Here is a 17,015-nt window from a genome sequence, read left to right on the forward strand (position 1 = left end):
ATGAGGTGGTATCTGACGGCGGCGCTTTTGGGTAATATCGCTTGGGCACAGGGGCCCGACCTGCGCGGTCCCATCGCGTCCCCCAACTTCCAGGTGCGGTCTTCGGGGGACGGTATATACGCCACGGATTTTCGCTATAAACCCGCACCCAAGTCGGCCTGGCGTGGCCATTGGATATGGATCGACCCGACTGCCCATCCGGAACTGCAGGCCACGCGGGCAGGCTGGATGGGTAGCGGCAGCGACACCGGTTTTTATGTCGTCGACTTCAAAAAGGTCGTCGCCATCGACGGTGACATAGGCGATGCATGGTTGCAGGTGAGCGCCGACGTGGGGTATCGCCTCTTTATCAACGGCAAATTGTCCGGTAGGGGTCCCGCCAACATTGGTTCAGATTACGGCGATAGCAAACTTCCTTTTCACTGGTTCTACGACGCGTTCGATGCCCGGCATTCTTTCCGCAAGGGGACGAACGTCATCGCCGTCGAGGTTACGATGCGGAATGGTTTGGGCTCCGCGGCTACCATGGGCCGGGGCGGCCTTATCATGGATGCCCTGATCCGTCTTCGATCGGGAAAGACGGTGAGGGTAGCCACGGACACTTCCTGGATGTGTGCGCCTTCGGCGGCTTACCGGCCCGACGGGGTAGTCGACGCCTCCCGTCAAAACGCCGGCTGGATCACCAGCCCCGCCTGTGACGGAACGTGGAGCCATGTCGTTCTGTTGCCGGACGCTGACCGTTGGCGTTTGCGGCAAAGCGAGCTACCGCCGATGATGGAGCGCCGCATATTCCCCATAGGAACGCATTTCCCACTTGTCGTAAAGGCCTCCACAAAGCCGCAAACATTCCGGTTCGAATTCGACAACCTCTATACCGGTTACCTGGGCTTTAAAGCCACCGGTGCGGCTGGAACGAAACTGGAGTTTGCCACGGCCGAGACCGAGGGCAATCATGCCCAGGAAATGACCTACCTCTTGTCCGCCGGGGCGCAAACATATGAATCCCCGCGTCTGATGGATGGTAAATACATCTATCTCACCGTTTCCAATCCCGGCGGCGACTGTATCCTCGACGACGTCGTGTTCGATTATTCCTCTTTCCCGGTTGGTTACAACGGATCTTTCGTTTGCTCAGATCCCTTTCTGAACGCCCTCTGGACCAACATCCGCTGGGTCGTCCAGATGAATATGCAAACATATCACATGGACTCGCCATTACACCAGGAGCCCATCAGCGACGCGGGCGATTACCTCATCGAGTCCCTGGTCAACTACTATGCCTTTGCATCTCCGTGGCTCATCCGACAGGACTTGCGCAAAATCGCGCTCGTCATGGAGAAAACGGGATACCGCATGTTCCACACCAGCTATATGTTGTTATGGATACAAATGCTGACGCACTATTATGAATATACCGGTGACAAGGAATTACTAACCGAGCTGGCGCCAGATGTATACCGGCTGCTAGCCCGGTTTCGGACGTACGTCGGCGCTGCGGGTATTATCACCGATGCGCCGAATTATATGTTCATGGACTGGGGGAGCTTGCTGGGCATCGGCTTCCATCACCCGCCCGCCTCGTGGGGGCAGGGGTATATGACGGCGTTCTATTATAAGGGGTTGCTGGACGGGGGCAGGATAGCCGGGTATCTGGGCGACACGGCAAGTGCGGCCGATTTTGGCAACCAGGCGGCCGCGGTAAAAAGCGCGGTTGTCGCCAACCTGTACGACAAGGACCGGCACCTGTTCGCCAATGGAATGTTGGGCGCTACCAGCGTAAAGCCCAATGAGTGGATGCCCGCCGATACGGCGCTGGCGATCGACATGCCCTATGTCAATACGCTGGCCGTGCTCTATGGTTTGGCGCCTGCCGGGTCGGCGGACGCGATCATGCGGTATGTCCTGACACAAAAGGACGTGACGCCTTCGCCGTATTTTATGTATTTCGTGCTCGAGGCCCTTTCGGAAGCGGGGGATTTCGATGTATACGGAATGGCGCAATTAAGGCGCTGGGCGCTCCTCAGCAAACATCCGACGGGTTTGCGTGAAGGCTGGGCGATGGGGGACTACAGCCACGCCTGGGGCGGCAGCCCGGCGTATGTATTGTCATCGAAGGTACTGGGTGTAGCGCCGGCGGCACCCGGCTTCCGGGAAGCGCTCGTGGCGCCGCATCCCGGTGACCTGGATTCGGCATCCGGTACCGTGCCCACGCCCCTCGGGCCGATACATGTACGTTGGCGGCGCAGCCATGCGGAATTCGTAGTCGAGGCCACTACGCCCAGGAATATGCCGGTGATCTTCGTCTTACCCTATACCGGGAGGCTGTTGCGCAATGGGAATCCCATATCAATTCCCGCCGACAGGCGCATCCGGACCCCGGGCGGTCATACTATCCTCAGGATGGCTCTTCTACCTTCTTTGGCGCCCGGCGGGGCACGTTGAACAGGAGCGAGGTCAGGATGGGGATAAAGAATATCCCGATCGTCAGCGCCGACGTGGCTATATCCGCCGCATGGCTGTCGAGGAAATTGCTGAGGGCGGTCCCCGGGAAAAAGTGCTGGTAGAGCGACAACACCAGCTTGAGCCCCAGGATACCGATGACCACGAAGGCCGAGGTTTCCAGGAACGTATAGCGTTCCATCAGCTGTACGAACCAGCCGGCGATCAGCCGCATCGCCAGGATGCCGATAAAGACGCCGGTGCAAACCAGGATGATGTTGGGCGTGAAGGCCACGGCCGCAAAGACGTTGTCCATGGAAAACGCCATGTCCATCAGCTCCACGAGACAAACCGTGGCCCAAAAGGCGCCCAGGCGGCCCACGGTGGCGCGGTAAAGCCAGTTGCCGTTCTTATCGATGAAGTCGTCGTCTTTTTCTTCGGTTTGCTGCCCCTTCCACCAGTCCCACACCAGGTACAACAGGTAAGCGCCGCCCACGGGCTTCAGCCACCAGATCCGGATCAGGAAGGAGGCAAATATCATGGCGGCCCCCCGGAAGACATAGGCGCCCAGGATGCCGTATCGCAGGGCCTTTTTGCGGTTTTCGGGTTTGAGGTCCAGAACCAGCGTGGCCAGGACGGCGGCGTTGTCTACCGACAAGAGGCTTTCCAGGATGACGAGGTTGGCCACGATGGCAATCGATGGGCCGGGATTTTGAACGATTTGTTGGATCAAGTCGGAAAACGTCATATCGTATCTGTGTTAAGCATGGTCTTTAAAATGTTGGCCTGAATCTCGAAATCGCTCTGCTCTAAGAAGTTAATATCGGAAATTTTTCGGTAATACTCGTTAAGGAGGGCTTTTACCTGGTCAGGGATAAAGGTTTTGGTTCCCTGTATGGTGCTTTCCAGCCGCGTATTCTTGTCCGTCAGCTCCCGCACCAGGCGGGCTTTTTTCGAGGCGCCGCTCTCTTCCGGAAGGGCGTGGAGCTTTTCAGGGTCCACAAAAACGAAGACGTTGCCGCTGGCCAGGTACAGGAAGAACCGCGTGGCGCCGCTCGTGTCCTCGAACTTATAGACTTCCAGCGCCTGGTTTCCCGCCTTCAATCCCATGTGGTAGGTGACGTTGAAATTCTGCTTGTGCAGCTGTCCCAGCAACCGCCGCTGTATCACCGCGTGCGCGTTGCTGTAGACCTCCGCGGGCGTATATTGGATCAGCTCGCCAAAGAGCGCCGGCGGGATATCCGTAAAGAAATCCTGGGCATACCGGGCGCTAAAGGCATTGATGTTCCTCGACAACGGATAGTCCGGGGAATCGGCGGACAGGGCCTCGTAGAGCCGGCGCAGCGACAGGCTCATCTTCGTGGCTTGGCGGACGCGGTCTTCCTTGTAGGTGACCTCGGTATTGAGGCTGCTGTCCAGGCGATCGATCATCTCCCGGTTGACCCGCACCTCTTCATACAAAAGGCTTACATTTTGCTCGTTGGTCTTCTTGATCTTTCGCAGGAGCTCGATCACGGTGTCGGTGAACTGTACGTGGAACAACTCCAGCCTGTTGATGTCGAGGTCCCTGTTCTGCTCGAACGTCTTGTGGATGACCTCGGTCTTTACGTATATCTTATAGACGGTTTCGTCCTGAAAGAATGCGGATAGCACCTGCAGATGGCTAATGGTGCCTACCGATTCGTTCAATATATGCCTTACGTTCTCGTCCATCCGGCAAATCTAATGAACAATCCCCTTCCTGGGTTGCGGCCCCCCGGGTTGATTATCCCCGCGCGGCGGCTATTTGACGTTCGACACATTTTTCTTGAGCTCCGACTCCAACCGCGCCAGTTCCGTATTGAGCACGACCCGGTTCTGGGCGCCTTCGTCGTGGATGCGTTTTACTTCGTTCAGGGTCTCGATCAGGGACGTGGTGGTTTTCTGGAGGGTGTCCAGGGACACGACCGATTTTTCGTTCTCCCGGGCCACGTTGATGCTGTTCTGCTTGAGCAGCTCGGCGTTGTGGAGCAGGATGGTATTGGTCGTTTCGGATACCTTTTGCTGCATCTCCACGTTGGCCTTCTGGCGCTGGAGGGCGACCGCGATGGTCAGCTGGTTCTTCCAGACCGGGATGGTGGTGGTGGTGATGGACTGGGCCTTTTCCGCGATCGTGGTGTTGTTGTTCTGGACGAGGCGGATCTGCGGCAGCGACTGCAGCATGATAAAACGGACCGTCTTCATATCGGCCAGACGCCGGTCCAGCCGGGTGACGTAGTCCTGCATGTCGGCGATCTGGTAGTCCTGATAGTTCGCCGCGTTGGCTTCCATCTGCTCTAACTGCGCCTTGAGCTCTTCATATTTGAGCTGGCCCGCGATGATCAGGTCCTCCATCTGGTGGATATAGCCGACGTTGTTGTCGAACATCGTCTGGAGCGAGCTGTTGTCCTTGATCGAGTTGATCCGGCCCGCTTTGATCTTGTTGACAATCTTGTCGATGTTGTTGAGGACGGTGTCATATTTCTGGAAGAGCTTCTGGACGTCCATCACCACCTTCTTGACAAAAGGCAGCCGGGAGAAGAACCCCTTGGCCGGGCTTTGGTTGAGCTCGTCGATGTCGATGATCTTGAGCTCGGTGAGGAGGTCGTTGATCAGCGTCCCGGTTTCGCCGGAATTAAAGGTCCTGACGGAGGTCAGGAAGTCGTTGCTGTATTTCTCCATGGAACCCTGGAGGTCGGAGCCATAGTTCAGGATGGAGTTGACGTCCTGGGGATTGAGGGCTTTGTTTATTTCGCCGTATTTCTGGGTATCGGCGGTCGTGAGGGCGTCGGTGTGGACGTTGCCCTCCTTGTCAAGCTTCATGACAGGCAGAGCGCCCGTTTGGGCCGGTACCCCTGAAAGGCCGGCGCTCGGCGCCTGCGGCATTCCCTGTTCGGGCATATTGGTATCCATACGTATTAATTGTATTTGTTTAGGTAATCGGCTAGCCCGCCTTTGGTCCCGGCGCCCACCGCTTCGAATTTCCAGGTATTGTCCTTGCGGTAGATGCGGCCGAATTCCACGGCGGTTTCAATGGAAAAATCTTCTTCCAGCTCGTATTTGAGCAGTTCCTGGTTGGTGGCGGGGTCGAATATGCGGACAAAAGAACCCCTGACCTGTCCGAAGTTCTGCCTCCTGGTCTCGGCTTCGAAGATGGTGACCACGATCCGCAACTCCGCGGCCGTGTCCTCGATGCGGCTGAGGTCTATCTTGATTTGCTCGTCGTCGCCTTCCCCTTCACCGGTCCGGTTGTCCCCGGTATGCTCCACGGCGCCGCCGGGGGATTTTAAGTTGTTGTAAAAAACAAAATGCTGGTCGCTGAGCAGCTTCCCCTGCGCACCCAGGATAAAAATGGAGGCGTCCAGGTCGAAGGCGCTGCCGGTGGCCGAACTGTTGGTGTCCCAACCCAGTCCCACCGTGAACCGGGGAGCGGTGATGACTTCTCTTTGTCCTTTTTCCAGGTTAATCGCCATAGCGTATGTTGTTTTGCACGGTTGCGTGTATAAATTCCAGGTTCCGGGCGTAGGCCTCCATCGTGTGGTAGCCGTTGCCCAGCGCCATGTCGTAGAGGTACTCCAAAAAGGTGTCCGACTGGCCCTCTGCAAAAATACGAAAGGCGTCGAAGTCATAGCTGAGGATGTATTTCACCGCCCGCGTATTGAGCATGAAAGACCCGGTCCGGATAAGGGTATCGATGTCGAAGATCGACTTTACCCAGTGATAATTGAGGTGATTCTCAATGGTCGGTGGAATGTCCGGGTTTACGAGGGCCGCGAAATACAACAGGTAAAACGGGCTCTTTATACCGTAGTCCGCCACCATTTTCAGGATCACCCGCTCGTGTCCCCCGGTGATGCGGATGTCGTCCAGGAACAGGATGGTCTTGCCTTCCAGGAATTCCCGGTCGATGTGGAAGCGGTCTTGCCCGATCAGCGCGATCCGCTCTTCCGCGCTCAGGCTCCCGTAGTCTTCCTTGTAGGTGATGGTGCGGTGGATCTTTGTTTCCTGGGCCACGGGCAAGCCCCGCCCGGCCAGCCAGCGGTTGAGACGGAAGACGAAGTGATTTTTGAGGGCGAAACCCGCCGCGGGGATGAAAGAGTACGGGCTCGGCACGACCACCAACTGCGCCTGACCCTGCGCTGCCAGCGCGGCCCCGTGCTCCCGGATAAATCCCTCCGCCAGCGCCTGGCCGAATGCCCGGGCCGCGGTCTCGTCCCCGAACTTGAAACGGCTGTAGTCGTCGGGGTCGAAGCCGAAGGCGTAGGGGTTATCGATCTTATGTAAGGCGTAGGAGGTGCTCAATGCCTTGTCGATTGTCGTTGATTAATATGGCGGGGATGCCTTTCTTTTGCGCCCCCGCTTCGTCCGCCACCGGGTTGTCCCCGACGTGAACGATGGATTCCAGCGGCGTCGGCCCCCTTTTGGCGGTCACCTGATCCAGCATCAGCTGAAAGAAGTCGCCATTGGGCTTGGACATACCGGCTTCGTCCGAAAACAGCTCGAAGGCAAAGAAGCCTTCCAGCCCCAGGCCACCGAACATCTTCCTCAGCGTCCGCCCCTTGACGAAGGCGGTGTTGCTGAGGAGGCTGAAGCTGACGTCTGTCTTCTTCAGCTTTTCCAATGTCGGGAGCGTCGCTTCCTCATATATCTGCGGCGGGTACGCCAACGCGACCGCTTCCATCTCGTCATAGAGCCTTTCGGGATCTATTCCCGTGATGGCCTCCGCACCCGCCTCCGCGCCGACCGCGTCCGCGCCCCCTGCGGCAATCCCGATCACCCACAGGTAAAGCTCCTCCGCCTGTAACTGCCGGCCCGTCCGTTCGTTGATGGTGTTCGCCAGCAGGTCCACCTGCCGGAAAACCGCCATCACCTCTTCCAGGGTCCTGCCCGCGGGGTTGTAGCGCTCGTGTATGATGCGTGCCCTTTCGTATTTGTACTGCGGGTTGGACCGGATGAGGGTCATCCACAGATCGAACGAATAGTGCAGGTACGGCATCGCCTACTGGGTATACCCGGATTTGAGCAGGTCCACAAAGCTGTCGGTCTGGTGCGGCTCGCCGATGGCCCTGAACTTCCAGGTCCCGTCCTTGCGGTAAACCTCGGAGAAGATCATCGAGCACATCCCGTTAAAGGTGGCGTCCCCCGACAGGCTGAAACGCGCGATCTCGTGCCCCTGGCGGTCAACGGCCCGGATAAAGGCGTTCTCTACCATACCGAAGTGCTGGTGGTTCTGGCGGCCGTGGTAGATCGCCACCAGGAAGACGATCTTCTGGTAACGCTGGTCGAGGCTGTCGAGGCGGACGATGATCTGCTCGTCGTCCCCATCCCCCGCGCCCGTCCGGTTGTCCCCGGTGAGCCAGATGTTACCCGAAGGATGCCGCATGGAGTTGAAGTAGATGATGTCGCCTTCGTACAACCCTATGCTGCGCCCGTTGATATCCGCCGTCCGGCCCAGGTTGGCCACTTTGCCATTGGCGTCCAGGAGGAAAGCGATCGCGTCCAGGTCGTACTCTTCTCCTTCTTCACCGCCCAGCAGCTTGCTGAAAAAGCCGCTGCCTCCCGTTTTTTTCCGTACGTCCCAACCGAGACCGATGGTGACCTCGGAAAGGTCGTAGGTTTCGCCCTTGTCGCCCTTGCGCAGGTCGATGGTTTGCCCTTTAACCAGATTGATAGCCATAATGCTCTATTTGATGATTTGTCCCTTGTAATATTTGGCCAGGAAAAAGGCCAGGTCTTCCTTGTAGCCTATGCCCGACGCCTCGAACTTCCATTTCCCGTCCTTGCGGTACAACCGCCCGAACTCCACCGCGGTTTCGATCGAGAAGTCCTCGCCCAGCTCATACTTGGCCACCTCGAGACCGGTGGCGTTATCCACGATGCGTATATAGGAATCGCGCACCTGTCCGAAGTTTTGCCGCCGCGGAGACGAGTCGTAGATGGTCACGACGAACAGGATTTCCTGAACCCGCGGGTCCACCTTCGACAAGTCCACCACGATGGTTTCGTCGTCCCCGCCATCGCTGTTCCCGCCGGTCGGGTCGTCCCCGCTGTGGTGCAGGGCCAGGTCCGGGGAGTCCGTATTCCCGTAAAAGATGAAGTACTTTTCCTCGGGGATCAGCTTGTTCTGATCGATCATAAATGCAGAGGCGTCCAGGTCGAACGCGAATCCCGTGCCTTCGTTGGGGGTCCATCCCAGGCCGACGCTCATATTGGTAAGGCCGATGTCTATTTTCTGGCCTTTTACTAGATTGATTGCCATGGGCACCAAATTAAGGTGTTTTCGCCTTCTCCGTGTCCATTTAGCTGCGAATCCTTCTTTTTTCGCTGCGGACCCGCCCCTCGGGTTGCCCGGAACGGCCGCGGCGCAGGCGTGGATGCGGACGAGAAAGCCCGGGCGCGTAACTAGTTGATGTCCTGCCCCGCTTTGAGCTTGGCGATTATGTCCTGCAAATGCACTTTGTTGCCGGGGTCGGGGGCGAGGGGCTCGGCCATGGTGGCGTAGCGCAACGCGCCCTTGTAGTCGCCGGTGGCGGACAGGCCGCGGGCCATGCCCATGAGGGTGGTGAATTGACCGGGGTTCTTTTTGTAGTTCAGCGCGAATACGTCGGCGGCCTCTTTGACGCGCTTTTCGGCCAGGAGCTTGCGCGCGTAGGCGTGGAGCTCGAACATGGAGCCGTAGGGGAGGGCTTTTTGCATGATGACGTCGGCGTCGGCGTTACGCCCGAGGGCGGTGAGGACGCCGGCCTTGGTGCTCCAGGCGGTGAAGCTGGCGTTGCCGCCGAAATTTACGCTGGTAGCGGTATCGGCCCACCCGTTGGCTTCGTCGAGGTTGACACGGTGCTGGGCGCACCAGGCGGCGGCTTCGTTCCAGGCTTCCCAGGTAAAACCGCGCTCGGATTGCAGTTCACGGCGGAAGGATGCGATCTGGTCCTGGGTGTAGTTTACGCTGACCGTAAAGGGGATCATCAGCTTCTCCCACTGTAGACCGATGGTGGCGGAGCTGTCGGACTGGTCCATGAACTCGTATTTGAGCCATTCCACCTTGTGGTCGAGGGCCTGGGGCTTGACCCTGACGCGAAGGGCGTCCTCGGTTTCCTTATAAAAAAACGACCCCCAGGAGCTGTTGTTATGGGAGAAGATCAACGTGCATTCATCCGGGCCATAGGCGACAAAAAAACCATACTTGCCCTTGGGTAAAGGTTGTCCATCGATCATGACGTCGGTGGAAAAGGAGATGGTGGTGTTTTCGTTGGCGCCCGCCCTCCAGGGGGCGGCTTTGCTGGGACCGAAGCCCTGGTCATAGTACCCGGCGGGCACCAGCTGCCCCCAGATCTTCCCGTCCCGGCCCTTGACCCCGGGCCGGTCGTAGTGGATGCTCACATCGGTGATACCGATGGTTTCCGACACAGAAGCCCGTTTGTTGCCGCCGTCCGGCTTCATCGTCAGGGGAAGGGACTGGCCCACGGCGGCGGCGGTGAACCATCCGCTGAGAACAAATAGTAGCAAGCGTTGCATATGAGGAGTTTTACTCGTTAACCTACTAAATCGTTTGGCCAGCCACAATGAAAAAATGACCGATGGCGGAAACTCGAAAGGTTCAGAATAAAATTCTATATTTATGAAATAAACAGAATTAAATTCTATAGCCATGGCCTTCGCCGAAACGCTGCAACCCACTACGGGCTTCGCCACCGCCACACCCGCCAAAGCCCCCCGGATCGAATCCATCGACCTCCTGAGGGGCGTGGTGATGATCATCATGGCCCTCGACCACGTCCGCGACTATTTTCATAAAGCGGCCTACCTCTTCGATCCCACCGATCTGAGCCATACGACGGCGGCCATTTTCCTAACACGCTGGATCACGCACTTCTGCGCGCCCATCTTTATGCTGCTCGCGGGGGTGTCGGCCCAGCTCTATGGGCAGAAAAAGGGCCGCGCGGCGCTCTCCCGCTTCCTGTTGACACGGGGGCTGTGGCTGGTCTTCGTGGAGCTGTTCATAGTCACCCTGGAATGGACCTTCAATCCGCTGTATAGCATCTTTATCCTCCAGGTCATCTGGGCCTTTGGTCTTTCCATGATGGCGCTGGCGGCGCTGGTGTATCTCCCGACGGGCGCCATCCTGGCGATAGGCGCGGTCCTGGTCGCGGGGCACAACACGCTCGACAACATCCACGGGGGATTCTTTTGGGACCTGCTCCACGACCAACGTTTCCTCCCGCACGTCGCGGTGGGCTACCCGATCATCCCCTGGATCGGGATCATATCCCTCGGGTACGCGCTGGGTACGTGGTACCGGCCGGATTATGACGGCGGCCGCCGGCGGCGTAACCTGCTGTATACGGGTGTCGGCGCGCTGGTGCTCTTCGTCCTGGTGCGCTGGCTGAATGTGTATGGCGACCCGAGTCCGTGGTCGGTGCAAAAAAACACGCTCTTTACTTTTTTTTCTTTTATAAACGTCACCAAATACCCGCCCTCGCTGTTGTACGCGCTGCTGACGCTCGGACCCGCCCTCGTCTTCCTGGCGCTGACGGAGCGGCCATTGGGTGCCCTGGGCCGGAAGATACTGGTGTTCGGCCGGGTACCGATGTTCTATTACCTGGTACACATCGCCCTGGTGCACCTGCTGGCGATGATCGGCGCGATGGTCTGCGGGTATCCGCCGGTGGATATGACCATGATCAATACCTGGGTCACGGGGTACGCGCCGCTGCGAGGGTATGGGTTCAACCTGCTGACGGTATATGTGATCTGGGTCGGCGTGGTGCTGGCGCTTTACCCGGTTTGCCGCTGGTACGACCGGTACAAGCGCACGCACCGCCAGTGGTGGTTGAGCTATATCTAGCCGCAGCCTATTCCGACCGCAGGCTATCCACCGGATTCGCGCGCGCCGCGCGCACCGACCGCCAGCCCACCGTGAGCGCCGCGATAACCACGGTCGCGCCCATCGCCAGGGCAAAGGTGTCCCATCCGATGCGGATGCGGTAGGTATAGTCCTCCAGGTAACGGTTCATCGCCCACCAGGCCAGCGGCGCGCCGATGATAAAGGCCAGCCCGATCAGCAGGGAAAATTCGCGACCGAACAACCAAAGGACGTCCGCGATGCTTGCCCCCAATACTTTCCGGACGCCGATCTCTTTGATCTTTTGCGCGGCCATGAACGACACGAGGCCATACAACCCGAGACAGCCGATCAGGATGGCGATACAGGCAAACCCCTCGATCAGTACGAGCAGGTTGTTGTCCTCGACGTAGAACTGGGCGATGCGCTCGTCGAAGAACTGGCTGGCATACACATAGTCGGGGTAGGCGTCCTCCCAGATCGAACGAACGTCTTTTTGCAACGCGGCCCAATGGCCCATGTCCACGCGGATCGCGCAGAACCGGTAGTCCCTGGCCGAGGTGGCGATACATATGGGCTCCATACCATCCCTCAGGGACTTGTGGTGGAAGTCCCTAAGGACGCCGACGATGACACCGGAGACACTCCCGCCGCTCAACCTCAGGTTTTTCCCGAGCACGTCGGCCGGCGTGGACAGGCCAAGCTTGCGGATAAAGGTTTCGTTGACCAGGAACTCGCGCGCGGTATCGGAAGGAAAGACGTTCCGGCCAGCGGTCAGCGGCAAACCGAAGGTGGGGACATACCGATCGTCCGCCGCCTTGACGTTGACCTCCCAGTTCTCTTCCCTGGGCCGCGTGTCAAAACGGGGGGACGTCAGGTGGTTGGAAAAAGAAGCCGGTGGCTGGCCACAAAGCGTCACGGACTGCACGCCCCCGAGCGACGAGATTCTGTTCACCAGCGTGTGCATTTTTACCGGGTCGTTTTTGGGTAGGGGCACCAGCACCACCGCGTTCTTTATAAAGCCGAGGTCCGTACGGAGCGTATACCGGATCTGACCCGCGATCACGAGCGTACAAATGATCAGCACCTGGGAAATCGCGCACTGCAGGACAACCAATGCCCTTCGGAGCGGGACCCCGCCGATTTGCCGGTTGGACAGCTTCCCCTTCAGGGCCAGCACCGGCGTAAACCGGGCCAGCACCAGGGCCGGATACGCGCCCGACAGGAACACCACCGCCGCCAGGAGCGCCGGCAGGAATATCCACAGGAAATGGTTGGAAGGCAGGTCCAGGGTCATTTTTGTCCGGAACAACTCATTGGCGTACGGCATGGCCGCCCACGCCAGCAGGTAGCCCAGCACAAACGCCATGCAGACGATACCCGTCGTTTCGGACATGAACTGCCAGAACAGTTGTTTTTTGCCCGAACCCAGCGCCTTGCGTACACCCACCTCTTTTGCCCGGCGGAGGGCCTGGGCGGTGGCCAGGTTGATGAAATTGACGCAGGCCGTCAGGATCAGGAAGATGCCGATACAACCCAGGGCCCATAGGTATTTGGGGTCGGTCCTGCCATCGAGGGTCGTGTTGAAATGGATGTCCTTTAGCGGCTGCAGCGAAAACTCGGTGATCCTGGCGTCCTCGGGCGCGTAGTATTTACGGACGAACCCTGGGAGGGCCTTGTCCACCGTCTCCGCTTTTACGCCCGGCTTGAGCCTGACGAAGAACTGCATATTGCCGTCCGTATTGCCCCAGCTGCTGTCGCTGGCGAACCAGGCGCTTTTGTCCTTGAGGTTGGCGTACGACAGGTATATCTCCTGGTGGCGGTCGGTATTGTCCGGGAGGTCCCGCAGGATACCCGTTATCCTGTATGTGGTCTTGTTGTCGTAGCGGAAGGTGCGGCCGACGGCGTGCTCCGTTCCGTAGTATTTCCTGGCCAGACCGGCGGTGATCACGGCGGTGTTGGGCTCGTCGAGCGTCGGCCGTCCTTCGGCGAACGGGAAGTTGAAAATCCCGAAGTATCCGGGGTCCGCGTATGCCACGCCGTTTTCTTCCTGGAATTTCGGCGCCTGCGCCCCTTCCGGCAGACCGATCAGCGCCCGCATGTATACGTCCACGCGGGCCGTCTGTTCCGCATAGGCGAACTCGTTACGGAACGCACGCCCGAACGGCTGCGGCACACCCGTCTGGTATTCGGTGTTTTCCTCGTGGAAGGTGGTAACCACCCGGTATATCCGGCCCGTGTCGTGGTGAAAGGTATCAAAGCTTAGCTGATACGTTAGCAGCGTAAAGATCAGGAGCGCGCAGCCGCACCCCAGGGCAAGCCCCAGGACGTTGATGATCGCGTACGCGCGGTGTCGTTGCAGCGTCCGCCAGGCGGTAGTCAGGAAGTTTTTTAGCATATGCAAAACGGGAGGCTTCTCCAGCCTCCCGTCTTTGCCCCACTAAACATGCCACATCTGTAAGGTGCTGTTTTTTAGTTTGTTGTAGTTTGTTTTGTGGATATAGTTGTCCGATTTCGATGCAGCCGGTGTGCGCCGTTAATCCAGACCGCCGCGACGTATCGCCTTGACCTGAGCGGGCCACTCCGTCTGCTTACCCGTCCGCGGGTTGATCGGCAGCACCGCCTTTTCCGTGGACGCGCGGTTGGGGTCCTCGCTGGCCATGTACGCCAGCACGGCCACGAGGATGACGTTGTTCCGCAGGTCGTCGAAGACCAGCTTGTCATACGTATCCCGGTTCGTGTGCCAGGTGTAGTTGAAGTAAGACCAGTTCAGCGCGCCCAGCGAAAAGCCCGGCGCCCCCACCGCGTCAAAGGAAGCGAAGTCGGAGCCGCCGCCGCCCGGCGCACCGGGGAAGGTGGTCTTGATCGAATCGCGGATGTAGGAGGGCACCTTGCTCAACCAGCGCGTGAGGTATTCGTAGGCATGCAGGTAACCCTGGCCGGACATGCTCACCACGCGACCCGTGCCGTTGTCCTGGTTGAAGAGCGCCTGTAGCTTGCTGACCGTATCGGGGTGGTCTTCGACAAAGGCGCGCGACCCGTTGAGCCCCTCTTCTTCGCTGCTCCAGTGACCCACGAGGATCGTCCGTTTGGGGTGCGGATAGACTTGCTGCAAAACGCGCATCGCTTCCATCATCATCAGCGTGCCCGTGCCGTTGTCGGTGGCGCCGCTGCCGCCGTCCCAGGAGTCGAAGTGCGCGGAGAGCATCACGTACTCGTCCGGTTTTTCGCTGCCGCGGATACCGGCGATCACGTTAAACGTCGGCACGGGTCCGCGTTCCTTGGATTCGGTATGCACCGCGATCTTCGGGTCGGCGCCCGATTCGGCCAGCCGGTAGAGCAGGCCGTAGTCTTCCTGCATCACGTCGACCGTCGGTATCTTTTTAGTATAAGCCTGGAAAATCTTGTCCACCCCGAAACCCGCGGACCAGTACGAGGAGACGATACCCGCGGCGCCCGCTTTTTCCAGCGCTACCGGCAGCGTCCTCGTATTATAGCCCGTTTTTTTGATCCGGGCATTCCAGTTGTCCGTGATGTCCTTGCGCTCGTCTTTCATCTTCTGGATCGAGGCCGGCGTCCCGAACTGGTCCCAGTTGTCGTCCGGGCGACCGGTCGGCTGCAGCATCGAGACCATGACGAACTTCCCTTTGACCGTCGGCATCCAGGCCGCATAGGCCGCGGAGTCCGTAAGATCGGGGAGGATGACCAGCCCGGCGGTAACCGTTTTGCCGCCCATATCCGGACACCACGCCAGCTGCGTGGCTTCCAGCGTCCGCAACCGGGGCGAGACCATGTCGATGTGTGAAATACCCCTCTCCCAGCCGTGCCATACACCCCAGTTCTGCGCCTCGGCGGGTATACCCCAGCTCTTATATTTGGCGAGCGCCCAGTCCCGCGCCTTTTCGATCTGCGGCGACCCGGTCAGCCTCGGGCCGATCGAGTCGAACAACTCGTGCGCCAGCAGCTTCAGCTGGGAGCCGTCGTTTTCTGCCTTTACGATGGCTTCTACGACCGGGTCTTTCGGTGCCTGGTCCGGCCCCGCTTCGCGGCGGCCCTGTGCATATAGGCTGGCTTGGGCCAGCATGACGGCGGTAACGATTAGTTTTCTCATATGCCCGAATATAGGGATTTCGGGTTCCGCCTCCGGGCCTTTTTGACGGGCGGCTGCCGGCCCGCCTTCGGCGGGCCGCGGCGCCGCGGGCGGTCAGTCCTCGAGGTCGTCGAGGATGCGCCGAAGCTCCTTCAGGTACCGCGTGTACTGCGTCTCCAAATGGAGATGGAGGAAGAAGGCTCCGAGGAACTGCGTGCAGAGCAACGTCAGGATGATCCATATGATCGTCCAGGGTGACGTAGGCATTTCACCGCTGAGGTACCGGACGATAAAACCGCCGGTGACATCGGTGTCGACGATCGCGATCCAGACGAGACAGGCGAGGGGGGTGATGCAAAAGGAATACGTGCGGTAGACCTCGATGTTGAGCTCGAGCTCGGAGACGAAACGGCGGAGGCTTTTTCGGAGACCGAGGTCATAACGCTGGGTGCGGCGGTAGAAAAGGAAAAAACGGAAGAAGTAATACCCGGCCTGGACAAAGAGGAAGGCGGCGGCGCAATACGCGAGTATGGTCAGGCGATGATGGCCGCCATGGACAATCAGGACCACCAGGGTGGCGCCGAGACCCAGGATAGTCCAGATAAACTCGTTGCGCATATTTCGGCGGAGGCGCGCAATGGCGCCCGTGGTTTTACCGGTAAGCCTCGCCGGGAGGACTCGCTCGTCGACGGGCTCCTTGGCCCAGGCGTCTTTCAGATCGTCAAAATTCATACCCCAGGGTTTTAATGATGGTTTGTAGTTTGTCTTTGACCCGGTTCAGCCGGACGCGGACGTTGCCGGGTGAGAGGTCGAGGATGGCGGCCATGTCCTTGCCGCTATGGCCTTCCATATACAGAAAGATCAAGGCCTTTTCCACTTTGCCGAGCTGCGCCACGGCCTGGTGGAAGATGGCGAGCTTTTGTTGTTCGTCGCGGACCGGTCGCACGTCGTCGGCCAGGTCGGGATAGGGCGCCGTAACGACGAAGTTGTCATGGTGGCGTTGTTTGCGGAGGTAGACGATGGCGGTGTTGAGCGCCACCCGGTACATCCATGAGCTGAACTGGCTGTCGCCCCGGAAAGAATCGTAGGACGACCAGAGCTGGAGCACGATCTCCTGGAGCAGGTCCTGCCGGTCCTCTTCCCGATCCTGGTAGAGGCGGCAAATCTTAAACAGGATGCCTTTGTGGGCATTCACCTGTTGGAGAAAAACGGCTTCCTTTTCCACTCAAGCGTGGTTTTCGATCAGTTGTCTCAGTTCCCGGCACACCGCGGAATCGGGGCTCGGCTGGAAGTTGTCGATGCCTTCGGTCAGCCAGGCGCCATCCATGCTCCGGAGCATCAGGTATACCTGGTCTCCGACGTGGATGATGTAGGCCCTTTTTTTATCGGAGACCGGCCCGGCCGCGGTCTTCCTGCGAAATGGCCATAACGACAGGCTCTTCCGGCGGATCGTGCCTTCGCGGACGTCGGCCTTGCGGCCGTCTGTAAGATGGAGGGTATAGTGACTCATACAAGGTAAGTAGTGGCCCGGGGCTTTTTGTTACAAAAACGCCAGGAGGACGATTCCCGCCAGGATGACCAGGGCGCCCGCCATGCGCTTGCGGCTGTCGCGCTCCTTGAGCAGGC

The 17,015-nt window shown here is 58.9% G+C and carries 16 protein-coding genes; 2 read left to right on the forward strand and 14 right to left on the reverse strand.

The window, feature by feature from the left end:
- A complete protein-coding gene (locus VL547_RS12640) occupies nucleotides 1-2,442 on the forward strand; it encodes an alpha-L-rhamnosidase C-terminal domain-containing protein (RefSeq protein WP_325578259.1) in 2,442 nt (813 codons plus the stop codon).
- Here the strand turns inward: VL547_RS12640 and VL547_RS12645 are convergent.
- The 9 genes from VL547_RS12645 to VL547_RS12685 all read right to left on the reverse strand — a co-directional run bounded on the left by VL547_RS12645 (nucleotide 2,396) and on the right by VL547_RS12685 (nucleotide 9,972).
- Nucleotides 2,396-3,187, reverse strand: a complete 792-nt coding sequence (locus VL547_RS12645) for a DUF475 domain-containing protein (protein ID WP_325578261.1) — start codon at nucleotides 3,185-3,187, stop codon at nucleotides 2,396-2,398. The genes VL547_RS12640 and VL547_RS12645 overlap by 47 nt on opposite strands.
- Nucleotides 3,184-4,152: a hypothetical protein gene (locus tag VL547_RS12650; RefSeq protein ID WP_325578263.1), complete on the reverse strand. Its 969-nt coding sequence runs from the start codon at nucleotides 4,150-4,152 to the stop codon at nucleotides 3,184-3,186. Before VL547_RS12650 ends, VL547_RS12645 begins: the two co-directional genes overlap by 4 nt.
- Before the next feature lie 69 nt (nucleotides 4,153-4,221).
- Nucleotides 4,222-5,370, reverse strand: coding sequence for a toxic anion resistance protein (locus VL547_RS12655; protein WP_325578265.1), 1,149 nt, complete (start codon nucleotides 5,368-5,370; stop codon nucleotides 4,222-4,224).
- 5 nt (nucleotides 5,371-5,375) lie between these two features.
- The gene (locus VL547_RS12660) at nucleotides 5,376-5,930 is read right to left on the reverse strand and encodes a TerD family protein (protein ID WP_325578267.1); all 555 of its coding nucleotides are present in this window, start codon (nucleotides 5,928-5,930) and stop codon (nucleotides 5,376-5,378) included.
- Nucleotides 5,920-6,759: a phosphoribosyltransferase family protein gene (locus VL547_RS12665; RefSeq protein WP_325578268.1), complete on the reverse strand. Its 840-nt coding sequence runs from the start codon at nucleotides 6,757-6,759 to the stop codon at nucleotides 5,920-5,922. Before VL547_RS12665 ends, VL547_RS12660 begins: the two co-directional genes overlap by 11 nt.
- Nucleotides 6,734-7,453, reverse strand: a complete 720-nt coding sequence (locus VL547_RS12670; RefSeq protein ID WP_325578269.1) for an HAD family hydrolase — start codon at nucleotides 7,451-7,453, stop codon at nucleotides 6,734-6,736. Before VL547_RS12670 ends, VL547_RS12665 begins: the two co-directional genes overlap by 26 nt.
- Nucleotides 7,454-7,456: 3 nt before the next feature.
- A complete protein-coding gene (locus tag VL547_RS12675; protein WP_325578270.1) occupies nucleotides 7,457-8,134 on the reverse strand; it encodes a TerD family protein in 678 nt (225 codons plus the stop codon).
- Nucleotides 8,135-8,140: 6 nt separating this feature from the next.
- A complete protein-coding gene (locus VL547_RS12680; protein WP_325578271.1) occupies nucleotides 8,141-8,716 on the reverse strand; it encodes a TerD family protein in 576 nt (191 codons plus the stop codon).
- Between the two features lie 143 nt (nucleotides 8,717-8,859).
- Nucleotides 8,860-9,972 (reverse strand): DUF2911 domain-containing protein, encoded by a 1,113-nt coding sequence (locus VL547_RS12685; RefSeq protein ID WP_325578272.1) that lies wholly within the window; start codon nucleotides 9,970-9,972, stop codon nucleotides 8,860-8,862.
- Between the two features lie 133 nt (nucleotides 9,973-10,105).
- On the opposite strand from VL547_RS12685, the gene VL547_RS12690 reads away from it, so the two are divergent.
- Nucleotides 10,106-11,302 carry a DUF1624 domain-containing protein gene (locus VL547_RS12690; RefSeq protein ID WP_325578273.1) on the forward strand — a complete coding sequence of 399 codons (1,197 nt, stop codon included), beginning with the start codon at nucleotides 10,106-10,108 and terminating at the stop codon, nucleotides 11,300-11,302.
- 7 nt (nucleotides 11,303-11,309) lie between these two features.
- Here the strand turns inward: VL547_RS12690 and VL547_RS12695 are convergent, their stop codons facing one another.
- The 5 genes from VL547_RS12695 to VL547_RS12715 all read right to left on the reverse strand — a co-directional run bounded on the left by VL547_RS12695 (nucleotide 11,310) and on the right by VL547_RS12715 (nucleotide 16,899).
- Entirely contained in the window at nucleotides 11,310-13,697 is a 2,388-nt protein-coding gene (locus VL547_RS12695; RefSeq protein ID WP_325578278.1) for an ABC transporter permease, read from the reverse strand.
- A 138-nt stretch (nucleotides 13,698-13,835) separates the two neighbouring features.
- Complete coding sequence (locus tag VL547_RS12700) at nucleotides 13,836-15,410, reverse strand: M20/M25/M40 family metallo-hydrolase (protein ID WP_325578274.1); 1,575 nt, start codon at nucleotides 15,408-15,410, stop codon at nucleotides 13,836-13,838.
- Between the two features lie 93 nt (nucleotides 15,411-15,503).
- A complete protein-coding gene (locus VL547_RS12705; RefSeq protein ID WP_325578275.1) occupies nucleotides 15,504-16,121 on the reverse strand; it encodes a hypothetical protein in 618 nt (205 codons plus the stop codon).
- The gene (locus VL547_RS12710; RefSeq protein WP_325578276.1) at nucleotides 16,111-16,614 is read right to left on the reverse strand and encodes an RNA polymerase sigma factor; all 504 of its coding nucleotides are present in this window, start codon (nucleotides 16,612-16,614) and stop codon (nucleotides 16,111-16,113) included. Before VL547_RS12710 ends, VL547_RS12705 begins: the two co-directional genes overlap by 11 nt.
- Entirely contained in the window at nucleotides 16,615-16,899 is a 285-nt protein-coding gene (locus tag VL547_RS12715) for a hypothetical protein (RefSeq protein WP_325578277.1), read from the reverse strand.
- Between the last annotated feature and the right edge of the window lie 116 nt (nucleotides 16,900-17,015).

Origin of the sequence: Dinghuibacter sp. (genome assembly GCF_035492835.1) — a bacterium.
Lineage (GTDB): Bacteria > Bacteroidota > Bacteroidia > Chitinophagales > Chitinophagaceae > Dinghuibacter.

Excerpts from the sequence above, each read along its gene's own strand:
- VL547_RS12650 (WP_325578263.1), bottom strand. The coding sequence starts at position 4,152 with ATGGACGAGAACGTAAGGCATATATTGAACGAATCGGTAGGCACCATT.
- VL547_RS12705 (WP_325578275.1), bottom strand. The coding sequence starts at position 16,121 with ATGAATTTTGACGATCTGAAAGACGCCTGGGCCAAGGAGCCCGTCGAC.
- VL547_RS12640 (WP_325578259.1), top strand. The coding sequence starts at position 1 with ATGAGGTGGTATCTGACGGCGGCGCTTTTGGGTAATATCGCTTGGGCA.
- VL547_RS12680 (WP_325578271.1), bottom strand. The coding sequence starts at position 8,716 with ATGGCAATCAATCTAGTAAAAGGCCAGAAAATAGACATCGGCCTTACC.
- VL547_RS12660 (WP_325578267.1), bottom strand. The coding sequence starts at position 5,930 with ATGGCGATTAACCTGGAAAAAGGACAAAGAGAAGTCATCACCGCTCCC.
- VL547_RS12695 (WP_325578278.1), bottom strand. The coding sequence starts at position 13,697 with ATGCTAAAAAACTTCCTGACTACCGCCTGGCGGACGCTGCAACGACAC.
- VL547_RS12700 (WP_325578274.1), bottom strand. The coding sequence starts at position 15,410 with ATGAGAAAACTAATCGTTACCGCCGTCATGCTGGCCCAAGCCAGCCTA.
- VL547_RS12675 (WP_325578270.1), bottom strand. The coding sequence starts at position 8,134 with ATGGCTATCAATCTGGTTAAAGGGCAAACCATCGACCTGCGCAAGGGC.
- VL547_RS12670 (WP_325578269.1), bottom strand. The coding sequence starts at position 7,453 with ATGCCGTACCTGCACTATTCGTTCGATCTGTGGATGACCCTCATCCGG.
- VL547_RS12685 (WP_325578272.1), bottom strand. The coding sequence starts at position 9,972 with ATGCAACGCTTGCTACTATTTGTTCTCAGCGGATGGTTCACCGCCGCC.
- VL547_RS12655 (WP_325578265.1), bottom strand. The coding sequence starts at position 5,370 with ATGGATACCAATATGCCCGAACAGGGAATGCCGCAGGCGCCGAGCGCC.
- VL547_RS12645 (WP_325578261.1), bottom strand. The coding sequence starts at position 3,187 with ATGACGTTTTCCGACTTGATCCAACAAATCGTTCAAAATCCCGGCCCA.
- VL547_RS12715 (WP_325578277.1), bottom strand. The coding sequence starts at position 16,899 with ATGAGTCACTATACCCTCCATCTTACAGACGGCCGCAAGGCCGACGTC.
- VL547_RS12690 (WP_325578273.1), top strand. The coding sequence starts at position 10,106 with ATGGCCTTCGCCGAAACGCTGCAACCCACTACGGGCTTCGCCACCGCC.